This window comes from Shewanella sp. MTB7 (genome assembly GCF_027571385.1).
Taxonomy (GTDB): domain Bacteria; phylum Pseudomonadota; class Gammaproteobacteria; order Enterobacterales; family Shewanellaceae; genus Shewanella.
Map to the genome: position 1 here is coordinate 6,261,831 of NZ_CP085636.1, position 18,681 is coordinate 6,280,511.

An 18,681-nucleotide genomic window follows, 5' to 3' on the forward strand; every position below is an offset into this window, starting at 1 on the left:
CTTTATTATCGATTAGAAAATTAGCTAGCTCAACAACTAATACCACAAACGTCTCGACTGCCAATACTTCTGTTTCCAGTAACTATTATCTAATCGAGAGATCATCACACCTTGGCTGGTAGAGGCATGTAAAAAACGATTATCACCCAGGTAAATTCCCACATGCTTTGTCGACCATCCGGTTTTAAAGAACACTAGATCACCTGCTTTGAGCTTACCTTTTGTCACCTCTTTACCCAAGTTACTCTGATCTTCCGTCATCCTAGGTAATTGCCTCCCAAGAATATCTTTATAGACCAAATAGACGAATGCAGAGCAATCTACGCCTTGCTTGCTCATCCCACCATAACGATAGGGCACGCCTTGCCACTCATGATGAAAAGCCATTAACTGCTTTTCTAAAGCGAGTTTACTGACCTCTACATTCGTCTTTTCACCAGTAGAATTTGGCGGAGAGCTAGAGCAAGCAGTCATCAGTAATATCAGTAGTAAGCTTAAGAGTGGCTTTAGCAAGAATATCCATCCAAGAGTAGAGCAACAGGGAAGATGATACAGTCCATGGTCAACATACGCATTTAACGACCAACTATTAATTGAAACTTTAGGATAAAATCACATCCATTCACTGGTGTCAAAAACAGATTTGACATGTTATTTTCAGTTTTTATTTAAATTATGTCTATAACTAACTGATTGTTAAGAACCATAATCTGGCACAAAACTTGATTAACTATAGTGACCCCAATAGACATGAAGCATAAATAAGGAAATTATAATGAACAAGTACCTAAAAACAAATTCAATAAAATTAACTTTAGATACACGCACATTAAAATCAGAAGAACCTACAGTATTGGAGCTTCACATTCCCAAAAAAGATGATCCTGATACATGGTTTATGTCTTGTGAAGATGTCGTAATAGACGATATAGAAGTCATATTAACAGTGAACAAACCCGCTGAAATCCTGATAGAGATCCATAGCCAACAAGAGCCACTCGAGTTTGCAAATGCAAATGAAGGTGCTGATAGACAGATCTTTGATGGCATATTATTCATGACCGGAAACCGAACAATTAAAAACCTCAAGGCATTTGGTTCTCGTTTAATTAAGCCCTATATGATGTTGTTTACTGTTACTTCATCTCGCTTCTGGCAACACTCCCCCTTGGGTGAGGTCCTTGAGAACCGAGGCAATAAGATTGGTTTTCGGTTTTCAATTAAAGATAAAAAAAATGTTCTCTACTTCTCCCATGATCCTATTTTAATTGGTCGAGATTGGTTATAGCATCTAGATCCGGTTTAATTTTTAGTGAAAGCTTTTCTATGCATCTCGGCAGCAGCAAGTAACTTTATAAATTGCTTGTCATCTTGCAAAGATGCAAGCCAGGGTGAAGCTAACCAAGATAATGGGATACCAAACTCTACTGATTTATTTAGGTAGACATAGCAAGTAGTTTTATCCCCTAAAAAAAGATAAACAAGTGCCACATTAAACATGAGTAAAGGATCACTTTTGTTTGCTTTAATAACTTGTAACAATGCACTTTCCGATGACTCTACTTGTTTTAATTGAGCATTGGCGAGTGCTAGTAATAGATAATCATCTATAGATTTTAATTCTAAAGATGAAACTAGATTTATGACTTTTTTGTAATTTTGTTGTGCCGTTTGTGTTTGCCCTAATAGATGTTGAGCATCGGCTAAGTTTAATAGTATTTGAGGATTATTAGACGCTTTTTGGGATGCGTTTAAAAAATACTCTATCGCTCTAGGTAACTTATCTTGCATCATATAGGCCAAACCTAAGTTACTTAAATTTGCAGGACTATCTCCCTCGACTCGAGCAATCAACTGCTCATAAGCAGGAATAGCCACGGCCCAACTTCCTAAATAAAATAAAATATCAGCCCTTAACTCTTGGGCGTTTTGATGTTCAGGTACTTTATCTAGCAATTGTTCTAACACTTCCACTGCTTGATAAAAGTCAGATAGTTTAAATAACATTAACGCGTAGTTAAAACGATTACGCGCAGAAGGACGTTGACGAACCAACTGGGCCATCATTGTACTTCCTTTGAGATTAAAACCTTGCTCGAAATACCACCTAGCTCTCAATCCAACCACTAAGTCATCTGTATAGAAATACCCTTCCATTGCCAATAACATCTTATCTGCAGCTGCAAAATTGTTCATTAGAATGGCAAGGGTGATCTGCTCTATACGTAAAAATTGCGGCGGATATATAAAGTTAGCACTTTGAATAAGTTCAACAATCTTATTAAGCCAAATCTCAGTTCGCTGTTGATGATACATCTTCTTATATGCTGTAATTAATTCTCGACAACTATATTGATAACGGCAACCATATTGAGTTAGCCCACTAATGTACTCATTAAGTGTCCGCTCACCATTCTCATACTCGTGACCTAGAACCAAAAGATGCCGATATTCTAGTGAAGATTCAGTATGTTTTTCTAGTCCTTCAATATCTTTAAATTTATATTGTCTACTCAGATAATCTTGAATGAAATCTCCAACAAACAGTAAGTCATCTGTAGGTATATGGATTGTTTCTCGCTTCAACAGTACGGAGTCATCCTTTAACCAACGGCTTAATGTCACCGCACATTTACCAGGTAAACAATTGAGCTCACTGAAGAGAAGCTCATCTACCGCCGTTAATTGAAATAGCGCCATGACATCCTTTTTCCCCAACGAGCGTAATGCAACATCATGGTTATCTATCAATCGTTTAGAAGGTTGTTGGCTTACTGATTCACTCATGCCTTGAAATATCGAAGCTTTGATTAAAGGCAAATCAGGTAGAGACTCACCCGATTGTACAACAGGCCGTAACACCAACACATATGAGGGAGGAGGCGGCCATAGCACCCAGCTCAGTATCAAAACACAAACAAGGCTAACTCCAAGAACCAAAAACTTATTTGATCTTCTTGGTTTGTCGGTCTCAATGGGATTAATCGCTATCTGTTTAGTCAAAAGCCGAGTCGGATTATCAATACTCTGATGTACAAATAAAATTTCTTCTAACTTACTCACTGCATGAGCCGCTGACTCACAACGCTCTTCCGGTAACTTAGCCAATAAGAGAGTTAGGAAGTCATATACGTTTGAGGACATAGGCTCAAAGTGACGAGGAGTATCTGTTTGAAGACGCTGTAGCATAGCTTCAACACCATCACCTTGTTCAAACGCATGATGACCGCTCAATAAACGGTATAAGAGTAATCCAAGAGCGAAAAGATCACTCTTTTTAGTCGCAAGTTCTCCACTAGCCTGCTCTGGACTAAGTGAATAATAGCTACCAAGTCCACTTCTTATTTGCTCTCCCTGACGTTGAGCAATCCCAAAATCGCCAATTTTTAGCTGCTTCTGTAAACCAAAAAATAGATTTTCTGCTTTCAAGTCCCCATGAATAATGGCGTGGTCGTGTGCGACTACCAAGCCTTTAGCAATATCTAAGCAATATGCTAAAGCCGTTTTTTCATCTACAGACGTAGAGTGCGCAATGCTATCAGCTAAGGTTCCATCGGGTAAAAACTCCATGATAAGCGCCGTCCAAGACTCAGTCTCAGACTGAAAAACATCAAAAACTGACACTATGTTAGGATGATTAAGCTCCGCAATTAACCGAGCCTCTTCCAATAGATCTCCCTGATTAAAATCATAGAGTAGCTTAATGGCAACCCAACGAGACAGACGTTGATCAAAGGCTTTCACAACCATTCCATAACTGCCCTTGCCTAAAATACTATCGACCTTATATGGTCCAATATATTTAGGAAGATCGTCAATCAATTGATAACTGCTCCTATCTCACTTAAGCGTCGCTTGAGTGCTTGACGTGACACTTTCAGTTCGGGCACCATTTGGTTTAAATCACCGTGGTATTTAATAAAGCTCCTATTCAGTTGCTGGTCAGTTAAATTATTAGCTCTGTGTAATTCAGAACAAGCATCGATACGTAAATAGAGAGCAGCGCGAGATATACCTAATTCATCAGCTGTTTGTTTAATTTGCCACTCATGTTTAGCTAAGACTGTTTTAATTTCATCATCTGTGATCTCCCTAGGTTTACGTTTATTCTCAATAACTTTAGAAGCAACTTGTTCATTAGATTCTGCTTGAATAGCAACCTCATTAGCTATCGATTTAACAAATCCATACCAATCGAAATCTGAAAAGTTATCATAACCTAGTAGTGCTACTGCCAATTGAGTTGTGACATTTTTTAACTGCCGTACATTACCGGGCCAGTTAAGTTGACAAAATTGAGCAAATAACCACGCCCAATAGAACTGCTTATCATCTTCTGCATTTACAAATTTATCTTGCTGACCAACTTCTTCTAGCACTTCTATTAAAAAATGACTAAATAAGATACCAAAATCATCAACACGTTTACGGAGAGGGGAAAGCTCGACAACTACACCAGATAAACGCTGTAGTAGTGGCATCTTAAAGGAATCAATACCTATTAACTTCTCAAGGTTTGCATCTGTCGCCGCAATAATTCGTACATTCAACTTTTCACACTTTTCACTACCAACTGCTTGTACTACTCCAGTTTCTAATGCGCGTAAAAGAGCAACCTGAACATCTGCGTGGGCTTCACCAATCTCATCAAGAAATAAACATCCGTTGTTTGCTCTTTGAAAATAACCATCTCTACATGCTGCGCCGGTAAAGGCACCTTTAACACTGCCAAATAGCTCACTGCTAACAAGATCTTTAGGGATAGAGGCCATATTAATGCTAATAAAAGCGGCCTTTTTTCGATTTCCCATTTTATGAATAGCGTTCGCAACCACCTCTTTCCCAGTACCAGATTCTCCTCGTATTAAAATAGGCAGCTTTAAACTTGCAACCTTACTGATTAAAGATCTCACTGATATGGTATTTTCACTTACCCCCAGTAATCCATACTCATCAAGCTGTTCTACATCTTTTTTTTCGATAGCTGAACTATAATGCAAAAGCAAAACGACTCTACCTGACAAAGAAACCACAACCCCTTTACGTAACATCTCATCACCAAAGCAATATTCATTGCTTTGCTTATGATTTAACACGTTAATTTCAGTACTACTTTCTCCTTGAGACAAATAACAGTTTGAACCTTTAGTCGTCAATATCAGTTCTTTACGACTGATAAATCCATCACTTAATGGTCGTGATTTTCTATCTCTAGTTAAAAACTGTGGTGAAGACCGGCATATACCCCATGTTGATAATGAGGATTGCAGTTGGTAGCGTGCACCAATCAAAGACAAATCAGGGTGATAAACAACTGTAAGCGTTAATAACTCCGCACCACTAATGGGTCTCACGGTCATAGGCCTGTACACTAAAGTCCTTGTGCTGACCATAATTCTGACTCCTTTTCGAATTAACTATAATGCTTCAATAAATCTGCATACTAGTCACGATATGCCTAAAAAACAGACAGGTAAAGATTTTATTAACTTAGCCCTCCCAATCCTTTTAAGCCGAAACATGCCATTTCCGAACTGAAATTTCGATGTTTGGCTCCCTCATTAATACTTACATTCTACCTGTTAACTCTGCCAAGAAAGATGTTACTGACATGTCACTAACATCAAGCAGCCATTACCAAAAAACATTAACCACTTGAAATAAATAAAAAAACAAAACTGGCATGAATTATTCAATAACGTTATTGCTTCACCACAAAAGACTACACACATCAAGAAAGTGAACACGGTGAATGCTGTTTGCATAACGAAAACGGAGGTTTCCATGCAAAATGATAACAATGTTCTTTTATCTAGCATTAAAAACATAAAAGATGACAACGAAGATAATCTATTAGCATTAAGTAATGTCAGCGGGGTAGGGATTGGTTTTAAGGAAAAAAAAGGTAAACAGAATGAAGAGCTCTGTATTCAGGTTTTTGTTCAGAAAAAACTTAAAGAGAAAGATCTAGATAGTGATCAAATTGTTCCTAAAACACTCAACGGAATTAATACTGATGTTTTTGAAGTGGGAAACGTTGAAGCTCAAGCTTTCACTGCCAAGATACGTCCAGCCAAACCAGGCTACAGTATCGGTCACTTTGGTATCACTGCTGGGACCTTTGGCGCAATAGCAAAAGACAGTGTCTGGCCAGGGCGCTATTACATACTCAGTAACAACCATGTTATGGCCAAAAGTAATACTGCCAATATAGGAGACCGAATTTTACAACCTGGTCCGTTTGACGGGGGAGTTAATTTTGCGAATACCATTGCTCGACTCTCTAAATTTGTTCCTATTAAATTCGGTTCAAATAGCTATAACTTGGTTGATGCAGCTGTAGCGGCCCCAATTAGTATGGATCTGGTTATTGGTGCCATCAAAAACCTTGGGATTCCTAAAGGTACCCAAGAAGCCACACTCAATATGCCCGTGATTAAAACAGGCCGAACAACAGAAACCACTACAGGCACAGTATTCAGTCTAGATGCCACCATAGCTGTTAACTATGGTGCTAGTGGCGTGGCTTATTTCCGCAATCAGTTCCTAACTAATGACATGTCGAATGGAGGTGACTCTGGATCATTACTTCTTAACAAAACCAACAATAAAGCGGTCGGACTACTATTTGCAGGTTCGAGCTCTGTAACTGTCTTTAACAACATTCATAACGTGTTAATGGCACTCAATATCGATCTACTTACTGAATAAGAGGAATTAAGGATGAATACTCAAACAGATTTAAAAATACTGCACGAACAGTTGATAGAAAAAATCAGATCAGAAACCAATACAAAAATGTCTGAAAATATTGCCCACATGCAGACGGAATCAGTAAAAGCTCAAGCTAATTGTGCCTGTGATATGGATTCATTAAAGTTCTCAGGTGCCAATATTTCTGAACTCCAAAAACTAGAACAACAAGAAGCCGAAGCTAACGATAAAGAGTTTCTTGAACAAGATCAGTTTATGGCACAAACCTCAACAAATCTAAACTTGCCCGATGAACTCGATATCGAATCAAATTTTCTACCTTCTGATGCGCATATCCTCACACCAAGTTGGTCTGAAACTTTCTCTGACACCATAGAAGACAACCCACTTGTGGATAGCAACGACCTATCTGCACAAGCTGTCGTGGGAGGAGGTAATTGTAAAAACATTTGGAACTGGGCAAAAGGTGCTGGCGGCGGGTGTATTGGAGGCACAGCTTCCAATACACAGGTAGCCACTTGGGTGTTTTGGTTTAAGCCAAGCGTTAGCCGCTTTTACGCCATTAAGCCTAAATTTGTATTCAATGGTTACTACATCTCTAAAGCGAATGACAGATGGTATAACTGTAAAAGGTCCAATGTGAAGATTTCTGCACAAACCAATGTTTACCAATATAATTGGAAAGGATTATCCAGTGTTAACCTAGTCAATATTAATAGTCAGAACATTAACCGCAATCGTCGTCTAGATGATACACGGTACACCAATTACTCTGCACTACTAGGTAAAAATGACTGGGCAGCAATTGTATGTTCTGTAAAAGTGTATGTGCGCGCACAAGGTAGTGGTTCATACTCAAAAACCGACTTTTCTACAGGGGCAAATAAGGTATGTGTTCCCCATGTAATCATCAGCTAAGAGTTGATGATTACTCTAACAAGTTGTGTATAAAAATGTAATACGAGTAAGCAGGGTCTAAGCTCTGCTTATTCGCTTTGGAGAAGAAGATGCAATCGAAAAATTTAACCCAGTTACGTGAAGAAATTGAAGCGCTCGTTTTAACCATACCCCATGTCGTCGGTGTTGCTGAAGGTTTAGACAATCAAAAGAACAAAGTAATCCAAATACTCATCAATTGCCCACTTAATCAATTTAATCCACCAGCAAGCCTTATCAATGACAAGATAATATTTAAATTTGTAGGTGATATTCAAGCGCGATAATATCAACTCCCTTTTGGCGGTGATCTATTGACAAATTAATCGATGCTTTTGGCAAAGTGTGAGGGGCGAGAAACACCACCTACATGACGCAGCTTAATGAGCAATTTCCACTAGGGTTAAACAGCTTGCCCTGCAGCAACGCCCGATGACCAGGCCCATTGAAAATTAAAGCCGCCTAGCCAACCACTTACATCTATTACTTCACCAATAAAGTACAAGCCAGCGACGGATTTGGCTTCCATGGTTTTTGATGATAGTTCGTCAGTATCGACACCACCTAAGGTCACTTCTGCGGTGCGATAACCTTCTGTACCATTCATCACAATTTCCCAAGACTCTAGCTCAACCGCTAATTGTTCAAGCTCGCTATGAATTAGTTGATTCATCGCCTTGTTAAGCAGTGTTTCATCAAATAGTGCTTCAACTAAACGCTTAGGTAACCAATGGCTGAGGGTATTTCTTAGGCTCTGTTTCGGGTGATTAGCTAACACTAACTCTATAGCCGCACGAGCATCTACACCGGGAAGCAAGTTGATACTGATTGGTTCTCCCGGTTTCCAGAAGTTTGAGATCTGCAAGATTGCAGGGCCTGATAAGCCGCGATGAGTAAACAACAGTGCTTCACTAAACTGAGTGCCATCTTTAGCGGTAATAGTACTCGGAACCGCAATGCCAGAAAGAGGTTCAAATTTTAGTTTTTGCTCGGTATGCCAAGTAAAAGGGACTAAGCCAGCTGAAGTGGGTAATAGCTTAAGGCCGAACTGCTTGGCAATATGATAGCCGTAGGGTGTAGCACCGAGTTTAGGCATAGAGAGCCCACCAGAGGCGATCACTAGAGAGTCACACGTGTAGGTATCTTTATCGGTAGTGAGCTCAAATAGGCCTGAGTCTAGCTTAACAATCCCACTAACCTCTGTTCTAAGCTGAACTTTGGCTCCAGCCCATTCACACTCGGTCATCAGCATAGTCACTATCTCTTTTGCCGAGTCGTTACAAAATAGCTGGCCATGATCACGCTCGTGATACTCAATGCCATGACGTTCGACAAGCTCAATAAAATCACTGCTGCGATATCTAGCGAGTGCTGATTTAACGAAGTGGCTATTACCACAAATAAAGTTATTCGCTTCAACTTTTTGGTTGGTGAAATTACAACGCCCACCACCACTGATCAGTATTTTACGACCTGCTTGCTTAGCATTATCGAGAACAAGCACATCACGGCCACGATAACCTGCGCTAGCAGCACACATAAGCCCTGCAGCACCAGCACCGATAATAATTACGTCATGATGTTTCACTGCTAACTCCGCTCACGGTTAATATCAATAATGATAAATTTGATAAATTTGATAAATTTGATAAATTTGATAAATTTGATAAATTTGATAAATTTGATAAATTTGATAAATTTGATAAATTTGATAAATTTGATAAATTTGATAAATTTGATAAATTTGATAAATTTGATAAATTTGATAAATTTGATAAATTTGATAAACATGACTCTCATCTGTATATGAAAATCATGCAATAAAAAAGGATGCTATTTTAGCATCCTTATTCTGGACCTTATACACAAAACACTAGTCAGCCAACGTTTCTGACTTCTGCTCTCTTCCAAGCAGAGCCTTAGCGGCGTCATGGGGAGTAGCCCCTTGATACAAGACTTTATAAACCTGTTCTGTGATTGGCATTTCGACCCCTAGTCGGTGAGCTAATGCGTAAACTTCCTTAGTGTTTCGATAACCTTCTACCACTTGGCCAATTTCAGCTTGCGCTTCTTCAACGCCTTGGCCTTTACCTAACGCTAAACCAAAACGACGATTACGTGATTGATTATCGGTACAAGTCAATACCAAATCACCAAGACCAGCCATCCCCATAAAGGTTGACGCTTTAGCGCCCATGGCTTCACCTAAACGCGTTAACTCAACTAAACCGCGAGTGATCAACGCGGTACGGGCATTGGCACCAAATCCGATACCGTCAGACATACCTGCGCTAATCGCGATAACATTCTTAACCGCACCACCGAGTTGTAAACCAATAAAATCATCATTTTCATAAACACGAAGACGTTTTGGACTATGGAGCAACTCAACAAGATCTTTAATGAACGTTACGTCGGTACCCGCAATAGAGATGGCAGTAGGTAACCCAGCAGCTAGCTCTTTAGCGAATGTAGGACCAGACAGTACGGCCAGTGGATATTTGTCACCGATAATATCCCGAGCAACCTCTTGCAACAAGCGCCCAGTCTCAGGCTCAAGACCCTTGGTCGCCCAGATAATACGAGCATCATCACGTAGTAACGGCTCAGCTTGTTCAAGCACTAAGCCAAAGACATGGCTAGGCACAACGACTAAGACATTATTAGAGGCAGCCAGAGCAGTAGCTAAGTCAGCTTCAGGAATAAGTAAATCAGGAAGTGCAATACCAGGTAAAAACGCTTCGTTAGCGCGATCACGTTTAAGGTTTGCTATATGTTCAGGATCATGACCCCAAAGTAAAGTTCGGTGTCCATTGCTGGCTAAAGAAATAGCAAGGGCGGTGCCATAAGACCCCGCCCCTAATACCGTAATATCGGCTGTGTTTTTCATTGTTAACTACTCACTTGTAGGCTAGTTCATCCGGTATCATTTATCGAATGAAATAGCCTCTATCTGAGCAGCAACAAAAAATGCTGAACAGATACTTTGAACTCGCAATTAAGCGCTTGCTTCTTCAGTCTTTTCAGCTGCGGCAGCCTCTGCACCAGCTTGACGCTGATTAACATACTGAGCAAATAGAGCGTCGAAGTTTACTGGCGCTAGGTTAAGTTGTGGGAACGTACCACGACCAACAAGGCTACCAACTGCTTCACGAGCATATGGGAATAGAATATTAGGGCAGTATGCACCTAAAGAGTGAGCGAGTTGCTGTTCAGTCAAACCATTAATCGCAAAGATACCAGCTTGTTGAACTTCACATAGGAATGCTGTCTCTTCGCCATTTTTAGCAGTAACAGTCAAAGATAAAACAACTTCAAATACGTTGTCAGCTAGCTTAGCGCTACGAGTATCAAGATCTAACTTAACTTCAGGCTTCCACTCTTTCTGGAATACAGCAGGGCTGTTTGGCGTTTCGAAAGAGATATCCTTGGTATAAATACGTTGAATATTAAATTGTGGATCTTGTTGTTCGTTGTTAACTACTTCAGCCATGATTTCCTACCTATCCAAGTTATTGGTTCCTAAATTGAAACCTATTCTTAAGGGCTTTTGTTACTTGAGGTTAATCATCCTCAATCACCATCCCGGTTTTTTAGTTATTTCATTCTAAAGATATAAAAGTAATATTTTCACAATACTTTTATATCTTGAGTGATTTTTTAAGAGATAACACTCTAATCAAAAACACCTTTAAAAAGCAATTATTGCCTCAGTATCTACTTCTTACTCTTAGATACAGGCAAGTTATTTGACTGCCAGTCACCCATGCCGCCTTTGAGATTATTAACAGATTCAAAACCTGCTTTAACCATCAATTGAGCCGCTTGAGATGAAACCATACCAGCATTGCATACCATTATAATGGGACTGGCTTTAAACTTTTCAAGGGCAGAAATTTGATTATTTTTAATTTCTGAAAGAGGAACATTGATCGCATCGATGATATGACCCTTCTTAAACTCCGCTTTTTCCCTTACATCTATCACTTTCGCATCTTGTTTGTTGATCAACAAAGTTGCCTGCTGGTGATCAACAGTGGTCACTTTTGAGATACTTGACTTGAAAACGCTAACGACAAGACCAACGAATAAACCTATCCAGGCTAGGCTTAGCATTGGGTTCGCTTTCAAAAATTCAATATATTCTTGCATGGTAAACTGCCTACTTCTAAGGGGCTGAAATTACAATAAGGGCACAGAGTATACCATCGCAGTGCTAGATTGCAGCAAGTTGTTCCCCTCAATAATATCTCTGTAAATACAGTCTCATTTAAGCAAAGCTAATTTCGATAAGCCCAATCGAGGTAAATAGCTTTTTCCACCTAGTGTTACGTAGTAATATTTAACCAATTTCTGATTTAAATTCTATCTTTCAAACTTAAAGGTACTAGTATGATGACACGCAAACGTCCCTTGGCATTGCTGATCCTCGATGGCTGGGGTTACCGTAAAGATACGCAGAAAAATGCGATATATCACGCGAATACTCCAGTCTTAGATCGACTCAATGCCCAATATCCACATAGTTTGATTTCTGGTTCTGGGCTCGATGTTGGTCTACCTGATGGACAAATGGGGAACTCCGAGGTTGGCCATATCAACATAGGCTCAGGTCGTATTGTTTATCAAGAACTCACCCGTATCGGTAAGGCAATTGAAGAGGGGGAATTTGATACCAATCCTGCACTTGTTGAAGCGGTAGACAAGGCGATAGCTAACAATGGTGCCGTCCATATTATGGGCCTACTTTCAGCAGGGGGAGTTCATAGCCATGAAAGCCATATTGAAGCAATGTGCCGCTTAGCAGTAAAGCGTGGAGCTAAACAAGTTTATCTACATGCATTCCTCGATGGACGTGATACGCCACCCCGTAGCGCAAAGTCCAGCTTAGTTCATTTTGATGATCTTTTTACTACATTAGGCACAGGTCGCGTGGCCTCGATTATTGGCCGTTACTACGCCATGGATCGTGACAACCGCTGGGATCGCGTTTCACAAGCCTATGATTTGATCACTCAAGGTAAATCTCTGCATAAGTATACTAATGCAGTTGATGCACTTGAAGCTGCCTATGCTCGTGACGAAAACGATGAGTTTGTTGGCAGCTCAGCTATTGTTGATGCTCAAGGCAATACCGCTAAGCTAAACGATAATGACTCTCTGATTTTCATGAACTTCCGCGCAGACAGAGCACGCCAAATCACTCGTAGCTTTATAAACAGTGATTTCGATGGATTCGAGCGTGAAGTCACGCCTAAAGCACATTTTGTCATGCTGACTCAGTACGCTGCCGATATTCCTGCAGCCATAGCCTATCCAGCAACAGAACTGACTAATACTTTAGGTGAGATGTTAGAAAAAAATGACATGACACAACTACGTATCTCAGAAACAGAGAAATACGCTCATGTCACTTTCTTCTTCAATGGGGGTAAAGAGGAGTCTTTCGATGGTGAAGACAGGATCCTTATTCAATCCCCTCAAGTGGCAACTTACGACCTGCAACCAGAAATGAGTTCAGAAGAGTTAACCGATAAGTTAGTCGAAGCAATTGAATCTACAAAATATGATGTGATTATCTGTAACTATCCAAATGGTGATATGGTAGGCCATACTGGTAGCTTTGAAGCCGCAGTAAAAGCGTGTGAAGCTGTTGATACATGTCTAGGCCGTGTTGTTGAAGCGTTAGCAAAAGTCGATGGTGAGTGCTTAATCACGGCTGACCACGGTAACGCTGAACAGATGATAGATGAATCGACGGGCCAAGCTCACACAGCTCACACAAGTGAATTGGTGCCATTGATCTATGTTGGACGCAAAGGCAGTATTCAAGACGGCGGTCGACTAAGTGATCTTGCCCCAACCATGTTAACCTTGATGGGACAAGATGTGCCATCTGAAATGACTGGCCATTCCATAATTAAACTCGACGAGTAAATAGTAATTGGTAAACTTTCGCTTTTTTTATAAAGCCAGCATTTTTGCTGGCTTTATCATGCTTTCAACGCAACTGCTGGCTTCAGATCTGCAGCAGCGTCAATCCGATCTGAAACAGCTTCAGTCACAAATAAATAAACAGCAATCGGATCTGCAGAACACCAGTAAGCAGAGAGAGAAACTAATAAGCCTACTTAAGAAAGATGAAAAAGCGATTGCTTCAGCAGCTAAAAAAGTGAATGGAACACAAACTTCGTTAGCCCAAACGGAAAAAGAACTCACCAAGTTACACCAGCGACAACAGACATTAAGCAAGCTAAAGAAAAGGCAACAAGAATCGCTGTCGAATCAATTGGCTAGCGCCTATTTAGCGGGGAATCATGACTACAGTAAAATGCTGTTAAATCAGCAAAACCCTGCAACCATTGAACGACTACTGACTTACTACCAATACCTGAATAATGCTCGAATGGCCTCGATTAACAAGCTTCAAGACACCATTAAAGAGCTAGACCAAATTACACAAGAACAAGTCAGCCAAAAGGATCGTCTCAATAAGCTAATCTTAGACCAGCAGCAGCAGGCACAACAGCTAACACTTGAGCAGGGACAACGCCAAAATACCTTAGTACTACTGCAAAAAACGTTAAATAGTCGCGGAGCTAAACTGGAACAACTCCAGATCGAACAAGCCAGTTTAAAGCGAGTCGTCGAACAAGCGATTGCAACAATGAAAAATAGCCCTAAAATGAATGGGTTATCGAGTAAATACAAACTCTCATGGCCCACTAAAGGTCGCATAGAATCAGGTTTTGGCAGCCAACGTTCAGGACAAGTCAAATGGAAAGGCGTCACAGTCGCTGCGCCCGAAGGTCAAGTAATTACCGCTATTGCACCAGGAAAAGTTATTTATGCCGACTGGCTACGTGGTTTTGGTATGGTATTAGTGGTAGACCATGGAAAGGGCTATATGAGCCTATATGGTCATGCTCAAACTCTACTTAAAGGCCCTGGAGATCTTGTTAGTAAAGGAGAATCGGTCGCTTTGGTTGGTCGTTCGGGTGGACAGACGGAGGCTGGCCTATACTTTGAAGTAAGACATAAAGGGCAAGCTGTCGATCCGGCGAGATATTGTAAACGCTAAATATGACAAGAGCCCATACATATAAGGGCTGTTATGTCACAACTTATCCGTTATCTATCATTTACTCTGTTAGGCCTAGCACTGGGCCTCTCGGTTACCCTCTCAAGTCAAGAAAATGCACCACCGTTTAATTCACGTCTGAATTACCCACTACTTCTCGATATCATAGACACAGTTGAAACTTACTACGTCACAGAGTTCACTCAAGATGAGTTGATTGCAGCCGCTATCGAAGGTATTTTTGCCAAACTCGATCCATATTCAAACTTTTTGGATCAACAGGCATTCTTCGATATCAGGGATGCCAATAAAGGCGAGTACTTTGGTTTTGGTGTTGAGATTGCAACCCAAGATGACAAAATCACGATAATAACTCCTTTTGCGGACTCACCAGCAGATCATGCAGGTATAAAACCAGGGGATCAGATACTGAAACTCAATAATAAAGCCGTCGATCCAAGAAAATTAGACCAGCTATTAAAAGAGATTAAACACCATAGCCAGAACAATCTCTCTATAGTACTGACCTTGAGCCACGCAAATATGAACAGCGAATTCAAGGTAACCCTTATTCCCAGTGTTATCTCAATTCAGTCAGTATCGGCAAAGATACTCGATGATGAGATTGGTTACATCAAGCTATCCAGCTTTCAAGATGATTCCACCAAAGAGATAATTAAGCAGCTAACCCAATGGAAGCAAAAGAAGCTGACCGGCATTATTCTTGATCTGAGAAATAATCCGGGAGGATTATTAGACCAAGCTATTAAGATTGCTGATATCTTCCTAGCTAAAGGCAGAATTGTATCTACGGAGGGGCGTTTTTTCGATGCAAACTCAGAATATTATGCCTCACCACAAACCATGTTATCCCACGTTCCGATGACAATTCTTATCAATCGAGGTTCGGCATCTGCCTCTGAAGTGCTTGCCGCAGCCCTGCAGGAAAACAATCGGGCTAAAATAATAGGAGAAACCAGCTTTGGTAAGGGGACCGTACAAAGTTTAATTCCAACGCTAATTGAAGGAAACGCCATTAAGTTAACAATTGCCAGATACACCACTCCCAATGGGCGAGATATCAACAGCAAGGGGATAGAACCAGATATAAAACTGGACTTAGATACTGTTACAAATGATAAAAGTATGCTTATAATCGACGAATTAGCGATTCAAGGTAAAAGCGCACAGGATAAAATCCTGAACTCAGCAATAACTTGGATTAAAACAAAACAATAAATACCTTTAAGGTATAAAAAGATAATAATTATTGTGCGCGTTATTTTATATTTTTTAGCGGTTTTTATCAGTAGTTTTACAGATGCAGCTCAAGTTGCGATCATCATTGACGATATCGGTTACCGTCAATCCGATGAAGCCGTATTGACGCTCCCAGAAAACATCACTCTTTCAGTGCTCCCTCACACCCCATTAGGTCATACTGTGGCTAGCGCAGCCTATGAAAAAGGCCATGAAATAATGGTTCATCTTCCCATGCAATCCTTAAATGGAAAAACATTGGGTCCAGGGGGATTAACCAACTCGATGAATGAAGCTGAACTAAAAAGGAATATTAAAGCGGCTTTTCTCAGCGTACCTTTTGCCAAGGGAGCCAATAATCATATGGGCAGTTTATTAACCCAACTAAAAGAGCCAATGATTTGGGTTATGGAGAGTCTAAAACAAAAAGACCTCTACTTTGTTGACAGCATGACAACCCGCTTTACCAAAGCTGGCAGTACTGCCGATCAATTGGGAATACCTCAGCTAAAGCGCGAACTCTTTTTAGATAATGACATATCAGCAGCAGCTTTAGAGATCCAATTTACAAAACTAATGACCTTAGCCCATAACCAAGGACAAATAGTTGCAATAGCTCACCCCTACCCAGAAACCATCAAATACTTAAAGCTTAATCTCCCAAGACTAGAGAAGGCTGGCATCAAACTGGTTAAGACTTCTGAGCTTTTGCCTTATAGATTAGCGAGCAAAGAGAATATGTCGGTGGAGTCAGGCTTAATACTCTAATAAGCCTCTGGATAAAATGAGAATCGCGAGAGCTCACTATTCTCGAATAAATCACACTGCAAGTTCTAAGACTGGAATATTAAGTTCAGGTAAGAGATTCAACAGTTCCTGACGATTACTCACAATATCTTCCAAACTGTATTTGTCTAATACCGCTAGGTAGGCAGAAACAGCTTCAGCTAATACTCCCCTCAACTGGCAACTAGGTGTAAAACGACAATAAGGTTTACTGCAATCGATAGGTGCCAGAGAGTTCTCTAAAACTCGGACTAACTGGCCGACGTTAATATCCCTAGCAGGCATACCTAAACGGAAACCACCACTCTTACCGCGGATAGTTTCAAGATAACCAAGCTTGCCAAGATGATGAACAATTTTAGATACGTGGTTGGGTGACAGTTCAAACACATCGGTGATCTCAGCGATGCGAAACAAAGTATCTCTATCAGGCTGAAGCGCTAGATACATTAGGGTACGAATGCCAAAATCTGTATAACGAGTTAACTGCATAATTCACCCACTCAATATTTTTAGCTAGTTTGAAGTTCTAGTGTTGAAATTAGATAAAGTGCTTCGGCATTACTCCTACCACACACGTCTAGTGTGGCAGAAAAAGAGCTACATACCTCCGGACGTTCCTGCGAACCAAATATCATACATAAATTCTCATCGGATAACTGCACACAACGCTCACCAGCCAATTTCCCCATAAGCATACCGGGAATAGAGCTAGTTATTGATGGAGCAATACAACATGCACCACATCCAAGACGACAATCCATGACGGACTCCATACAAATATTATACTTTTATAATCGTATAACTCGAAACAAGTCTAAGCACCTACAAAACAGAAGAAGATGAATAAACTAGCACTTTAAAAATGTCGAGGGAGTGTACACCAAAACAACACAAGCAACCTTATCTTCAGATAATAATTACCAACATACTAACCGATATATTTAAGTAAACACGCAAAATTGGATGGACGAGAACAAACACTCTCCCTCTATTCTCGTATATTCCAGACATGATAAGCCCTAACATTGCTGTTAGGGCTTATCATAATGTTTGTGGGTGAATATCGCGAAGCGATAAGCTCATGAACGCGAAGCTGGGGCTGACTATCTCATTTTAAAATAATCCGCGACGCCAAACGAAAAAAGCCTCTGCACTCTTTAAAGTAAAAAGTGCAGAGGCTTTCATCTTTATGTTGGCGGGTGAATATCACGCAGTGATGAGCTCATGAAGAGAGGCATGGATGCTGTTGGACGGGACTCGAACCCGTTTGCCTTTGGCACGCGTGGCAGGCCGCTCTCATTTTAACAAAGAGGCTAATGTCTCCATGGATGGAGTGTATGCCATAACAATGTCTGGAACATTGTTAGCACAACTGAACTACCGCCCCTTTAGTAAATTGTTCTTCAGTATTCTCAATGCTTTCCCGTCATTTTTACTCAAAAGGCAAGCACGAAAAAACCCTAGTATTTCTGCTAGGGCTTATCGTAATGTTGGCGGAGCGGACGGGACTCGAACCCGCGACCCCCGGCGTGACAGGCCGGTATTCTAACCAACTGAACTACCGCTCCTTTAGTAAAGTGCTTACGCAGATTACTAAATTCTTTTATCGTCGCTGATATGTCACTATCAGTAGACTTGCCTTTGCTCTTTCAAGCTCAGACTAAATAGGCGCCTGGAAATGACCTACTCTCACATGGGGAGACCCCACACTACCATCGGCGCGATTGCGTTTCACTTCTGAGTTCGGGATGGGATCAGGTGGGGCCACAATGCTATGGTTTCCAGACAAATTTGCTATTACTTTCAGCGTTTAAAAAGCTAAAGGTAAATAATTTCGAAAGCTGTTATCTCACATTCGCAAGATAATTCTAAATAATTGGGTTTTAGTACACGGAGGTACT

Annotated in this window: 17 protein-coding genes, 1 tRNA gene and 1 rRNA gene; 8 read left to right on the forward strand and 11 right to left on the reverse strand. The window is 40.6% G+C overall.

Going from position 1 to position 18,681, the window contains the following annotated elements:
* Nucleotides 1–36 precede the first annotated feature (36 nt).
* A complete protein-coding gene (locus HWQ47_RS27450; protein WP_442802075.1) occupies nt 37–474 on the reverse strand; it encodes a C40 family peptidase in 438 nt (145 codons plus the stop codon).
* A 301-nt stretch (nt 475–775) separates the two neighbouring features.
* On the opposite strand from HWQ47_RS27450, the gene HWQ47_RS27455 reads away from it, so the two are divergent.
* Nucleotides 776–1,288, forward strand: a complete 513-nt coding sequence (locus tag HWQ47_RS27455; RefSeq protein WP_269969094.1) for a hypothetical protein — start codon at nt 776–778, stop codon at nt 1,286–1,288.
* 14 nt (nt 1,289–1,302) lie between these two features.
* On the opposite strand, the gene HWQ47_RS27460 is transcribed toward HWQ47_RS27455, so the two are convergent.
* Nucleotides 1,303–3,822 carry a serine/threonine-protein kinase gene (locus HWQ47_RS27460; protein ID WP_269969095.1) on the reverse strand — a complete coding sequence of 840 codons (2,520 nt, stop codon included), beginning with the start codon at nt 3,820–3,822 and terminating at the stop codon, nt 1,303–1,305.
* The gene (locus tag HWQ47_RS27465; RefSeq protein WP_269969096.1) at nt 3,819–5,360 is read right to left on the reverse strand and encodes a sigma-54-dependent transcriptional regulator; all 1,542 of its coding nucleotides are present in this window, start codon (nt 5,358–5,360) and stop codon (nt 3,819–3,821) included. Before HWQ47_RS27465 ends, HWQ47_RS27460 begins: the two co-directional genes overlap by 4 nt.
* Nucleotides 5,361–5,784: 424 nt before the next feature.
* Here HWQ47_RS27465 and HWQ47_RS27470 point away from each other — a divergent pair, with 424 nt between their 5' ends.
* The 3 genes from HWQ47_RS27470 to HWQ47_RS27480 all read left to right on the forward strand — a co-directional run bounded on the left by HWQ47_RS27470 (nt 5,785) and on the right by HWQ47_RS27480 (nt 7,937).
* Nucleotides 5,785–6,711, forward strand: coding sequence for a hypothetical protein (locus tag HWQ47_RS27470; RefSeq protein WP_269969097.1), 927 nt, complete (start codon nt 5,785–5,787; stop codon nt 6,709–6,711).
* A gap of 12 nt (nt 6,712–6,723) precedes the next feature.
* On the forward strand, nt 6,724–7,632 hold the full coding sequence (locus tag HWQ47_RS27475; RefSeq protein WP_269969098.1) for a hypothetical protein: 909 nt from the start codon (nt 6,724–6,726) through the stop codon (nt 7,630–7,632).
* Nucleotides 7,633–7,721: 89 nt separating this feature from the next.
* Nucleotides 7,722–7,937 carry a hypothetical protein gene (locus HWQ47_RS27480; protein WP_269969099.1) on the forward strand — a complete coding sequence of 72 codons (216 nt, stop codon included), beginning with the start codon at nt 7,722–7,724 and terminating at the stop codon, nt 7,935–7,937.
* 116 nt (nt 7,938–8,053) lie between these two features.
* Here HWQ47_RS27480 and HWQ47_RS27485 read toward each other — a convergent pair whose 3' ends face one another.
* From HWQ47_RS27485 to HWQ47_RS27500, 4 genes are all read right to left on the reverse strand, one after another.
* The gene (locus HWQ47_RS27485) at nt 8,054–9,238 is read right to left on the reverse strand and encodes an NAD(P)/FAD-dependent oxidoreductase (RefSeq protein WP_269969100.1); all 1,185 of its coding nucleotides are present in this window, start codon (nt 9,236–9,238) and stop codon (nt 8,054–8,056) included.
* A gap of 285 nt (nt 9,239–9,523) precedes the next feature.
* Nucleotides 9,524–10,540: an NAD(P)H-dependent glycerol-3-phosphate dehydrogenase gene (gene gpsA / locus HWQ47_RS27490; RefSeq protein ID WP_269969101.1), complete on the reverse strand. Its 1,017-nt coding sequence runs from the start codon at nt 10,538–10,540 to the stop codon at nt 9,524–9,526.
* A gap of 108 nt (nt 10,541–10,648) precedes the next feature.
* A complete protein-coding gene (gene secB / locus HWQ47_RS27495; RefSeq protein WP_269969102.1) occupies nt 10,649–11,143 on the reverse strand; it encodes a protein-export chaperone SecB in 495 nt (164 codons plus the stop codon).
* A 224-nt stretch (nt 11,144–11,367) separates the two neighbouring features.
* A complete protein-coding gene (locus HWQ47_RS27500; RefSeq protein ID WP_269969103.1) occupies nt 11,368–11,802 on the reverse strand; it encodes a rhodanese-like domain-containing protein in 435 nt (144 codons plus the stop codon).
* A gap of 240 nt (nt 11,803–12,042) precedes the next feature.
* On the opposite strand from HWQ47_RS27500, the gene gpmM reads away from it, so the two are divergent.
* The 4 genes from gpmM to HWQ47_RS27520 are packed head-to-tail and all read left to right on the forward strand — an operon-like array spanning nt 12,043 to nt 16,759.
* Nucleotides 12,043–13,587: a 2,3-bisphosphoglycerate-independent phosphoglycerate mutase gene (gene gpmM / locus HWQ47_RS27505; RefSeq protein ID WP_269969104.1), complete on the forward strand. Its 1,545-nt coding sequence runs from the start codon at nt 12,043–12,045 to the stop codon at nt 13,585–13,587.
* 58 nt (nt 13,588–13,645) lie between these two features.
* Nucleotides 13,646–14,731 (forward strand): murein hydrolase activator EnvC family protein, encoded by a 1,086-nt coding sequence (locus HWQ47_RS27510; RefSeq protein WP_269969105.1) that lies wholly within the window; start codon nt 13,646–13,648, stop codon nt 14,729–14,731.
* A 33-nt stretch (nt 14,732–14,764) separates the two neighbouring features.
* Complete coding sequence (locus tag HWQ47_RS27515) at nt 14,765–15,970, forward strand: S41 family peptidase (RefSeq protein ID WP_269969106.1); 1,206 nt, start codon at nt 14,765–14,767, stop codon at nt 15,968–15,970.
* Nucleotides 15,971–16,003: 33 nt separating this feature from the next.
* Nucleotides 16,004–16,759 carry a divergent polysaccharide deacetylase family protein gene (locus tag HWQ47_RS27520; protein ID WP_269969107.1) on the forward strand — a complete coding sequence of 252 codons (756 nt, stop codon included), beginning with the start codon at nt 16,004–16,006 and terminating at the stop codon, nt 16,757–16,759.
* A gap of 51 nt (nt 16,760–16,810) precedes the next feature.
* On the opposite strand, the gene HWQ47_RS27525 is transcribed toward HWQ47_RS27520, so the two are convergent.
* The 4 genes from HWQ47_RS27525 to rrf all read right to left on the reverse strand — a co-directional run bounded on the left by HWQ47_RS27525 (nt 16,811) and on the right by rrf (nt 18,566).
* Nucleotides 16,811–17,269, reverse strand: a complete 459-nt coding sequence (locus HWQ47_RS27525; protein WP_269969108.1) for an Rrf2 family transcriptional regulator — start codon at nt 17,267–17,269, stop codon at nt 16,811–16,813.
* Nucleotides 17,270–17,289: 20 nt separating this feature from the next.
* Complete coding sequence (locus HWQ47_RS27530; protein ID WP_269969109.1) at nt 17,290–17,541, reverse strand: YkgJ family cysteine cluster protein; 252 nt, start codon at nt 17,539–17,541, stop codon at nt 17,290–17,292.
* A 730-nt stretch (nt 17,542–18,271) separates the two neighbouring features.
* Nucleotides 18,272–18,348: transfer RNA gene (locus tag HWQ47_RS27535), tRNA-Asp, on the reverse strand.
* Nucleotides 18,349–18,450: 102 nt separating this feature from the next.
* Nucleotides 18,451–18,566, reverse strand: a 5S ribosomal RNA gene (rrf, locus tag HWQ47_RS27540).
* Between the last annotated feature and the right edge of the window lie 115 nt (nt 18,567–18,681).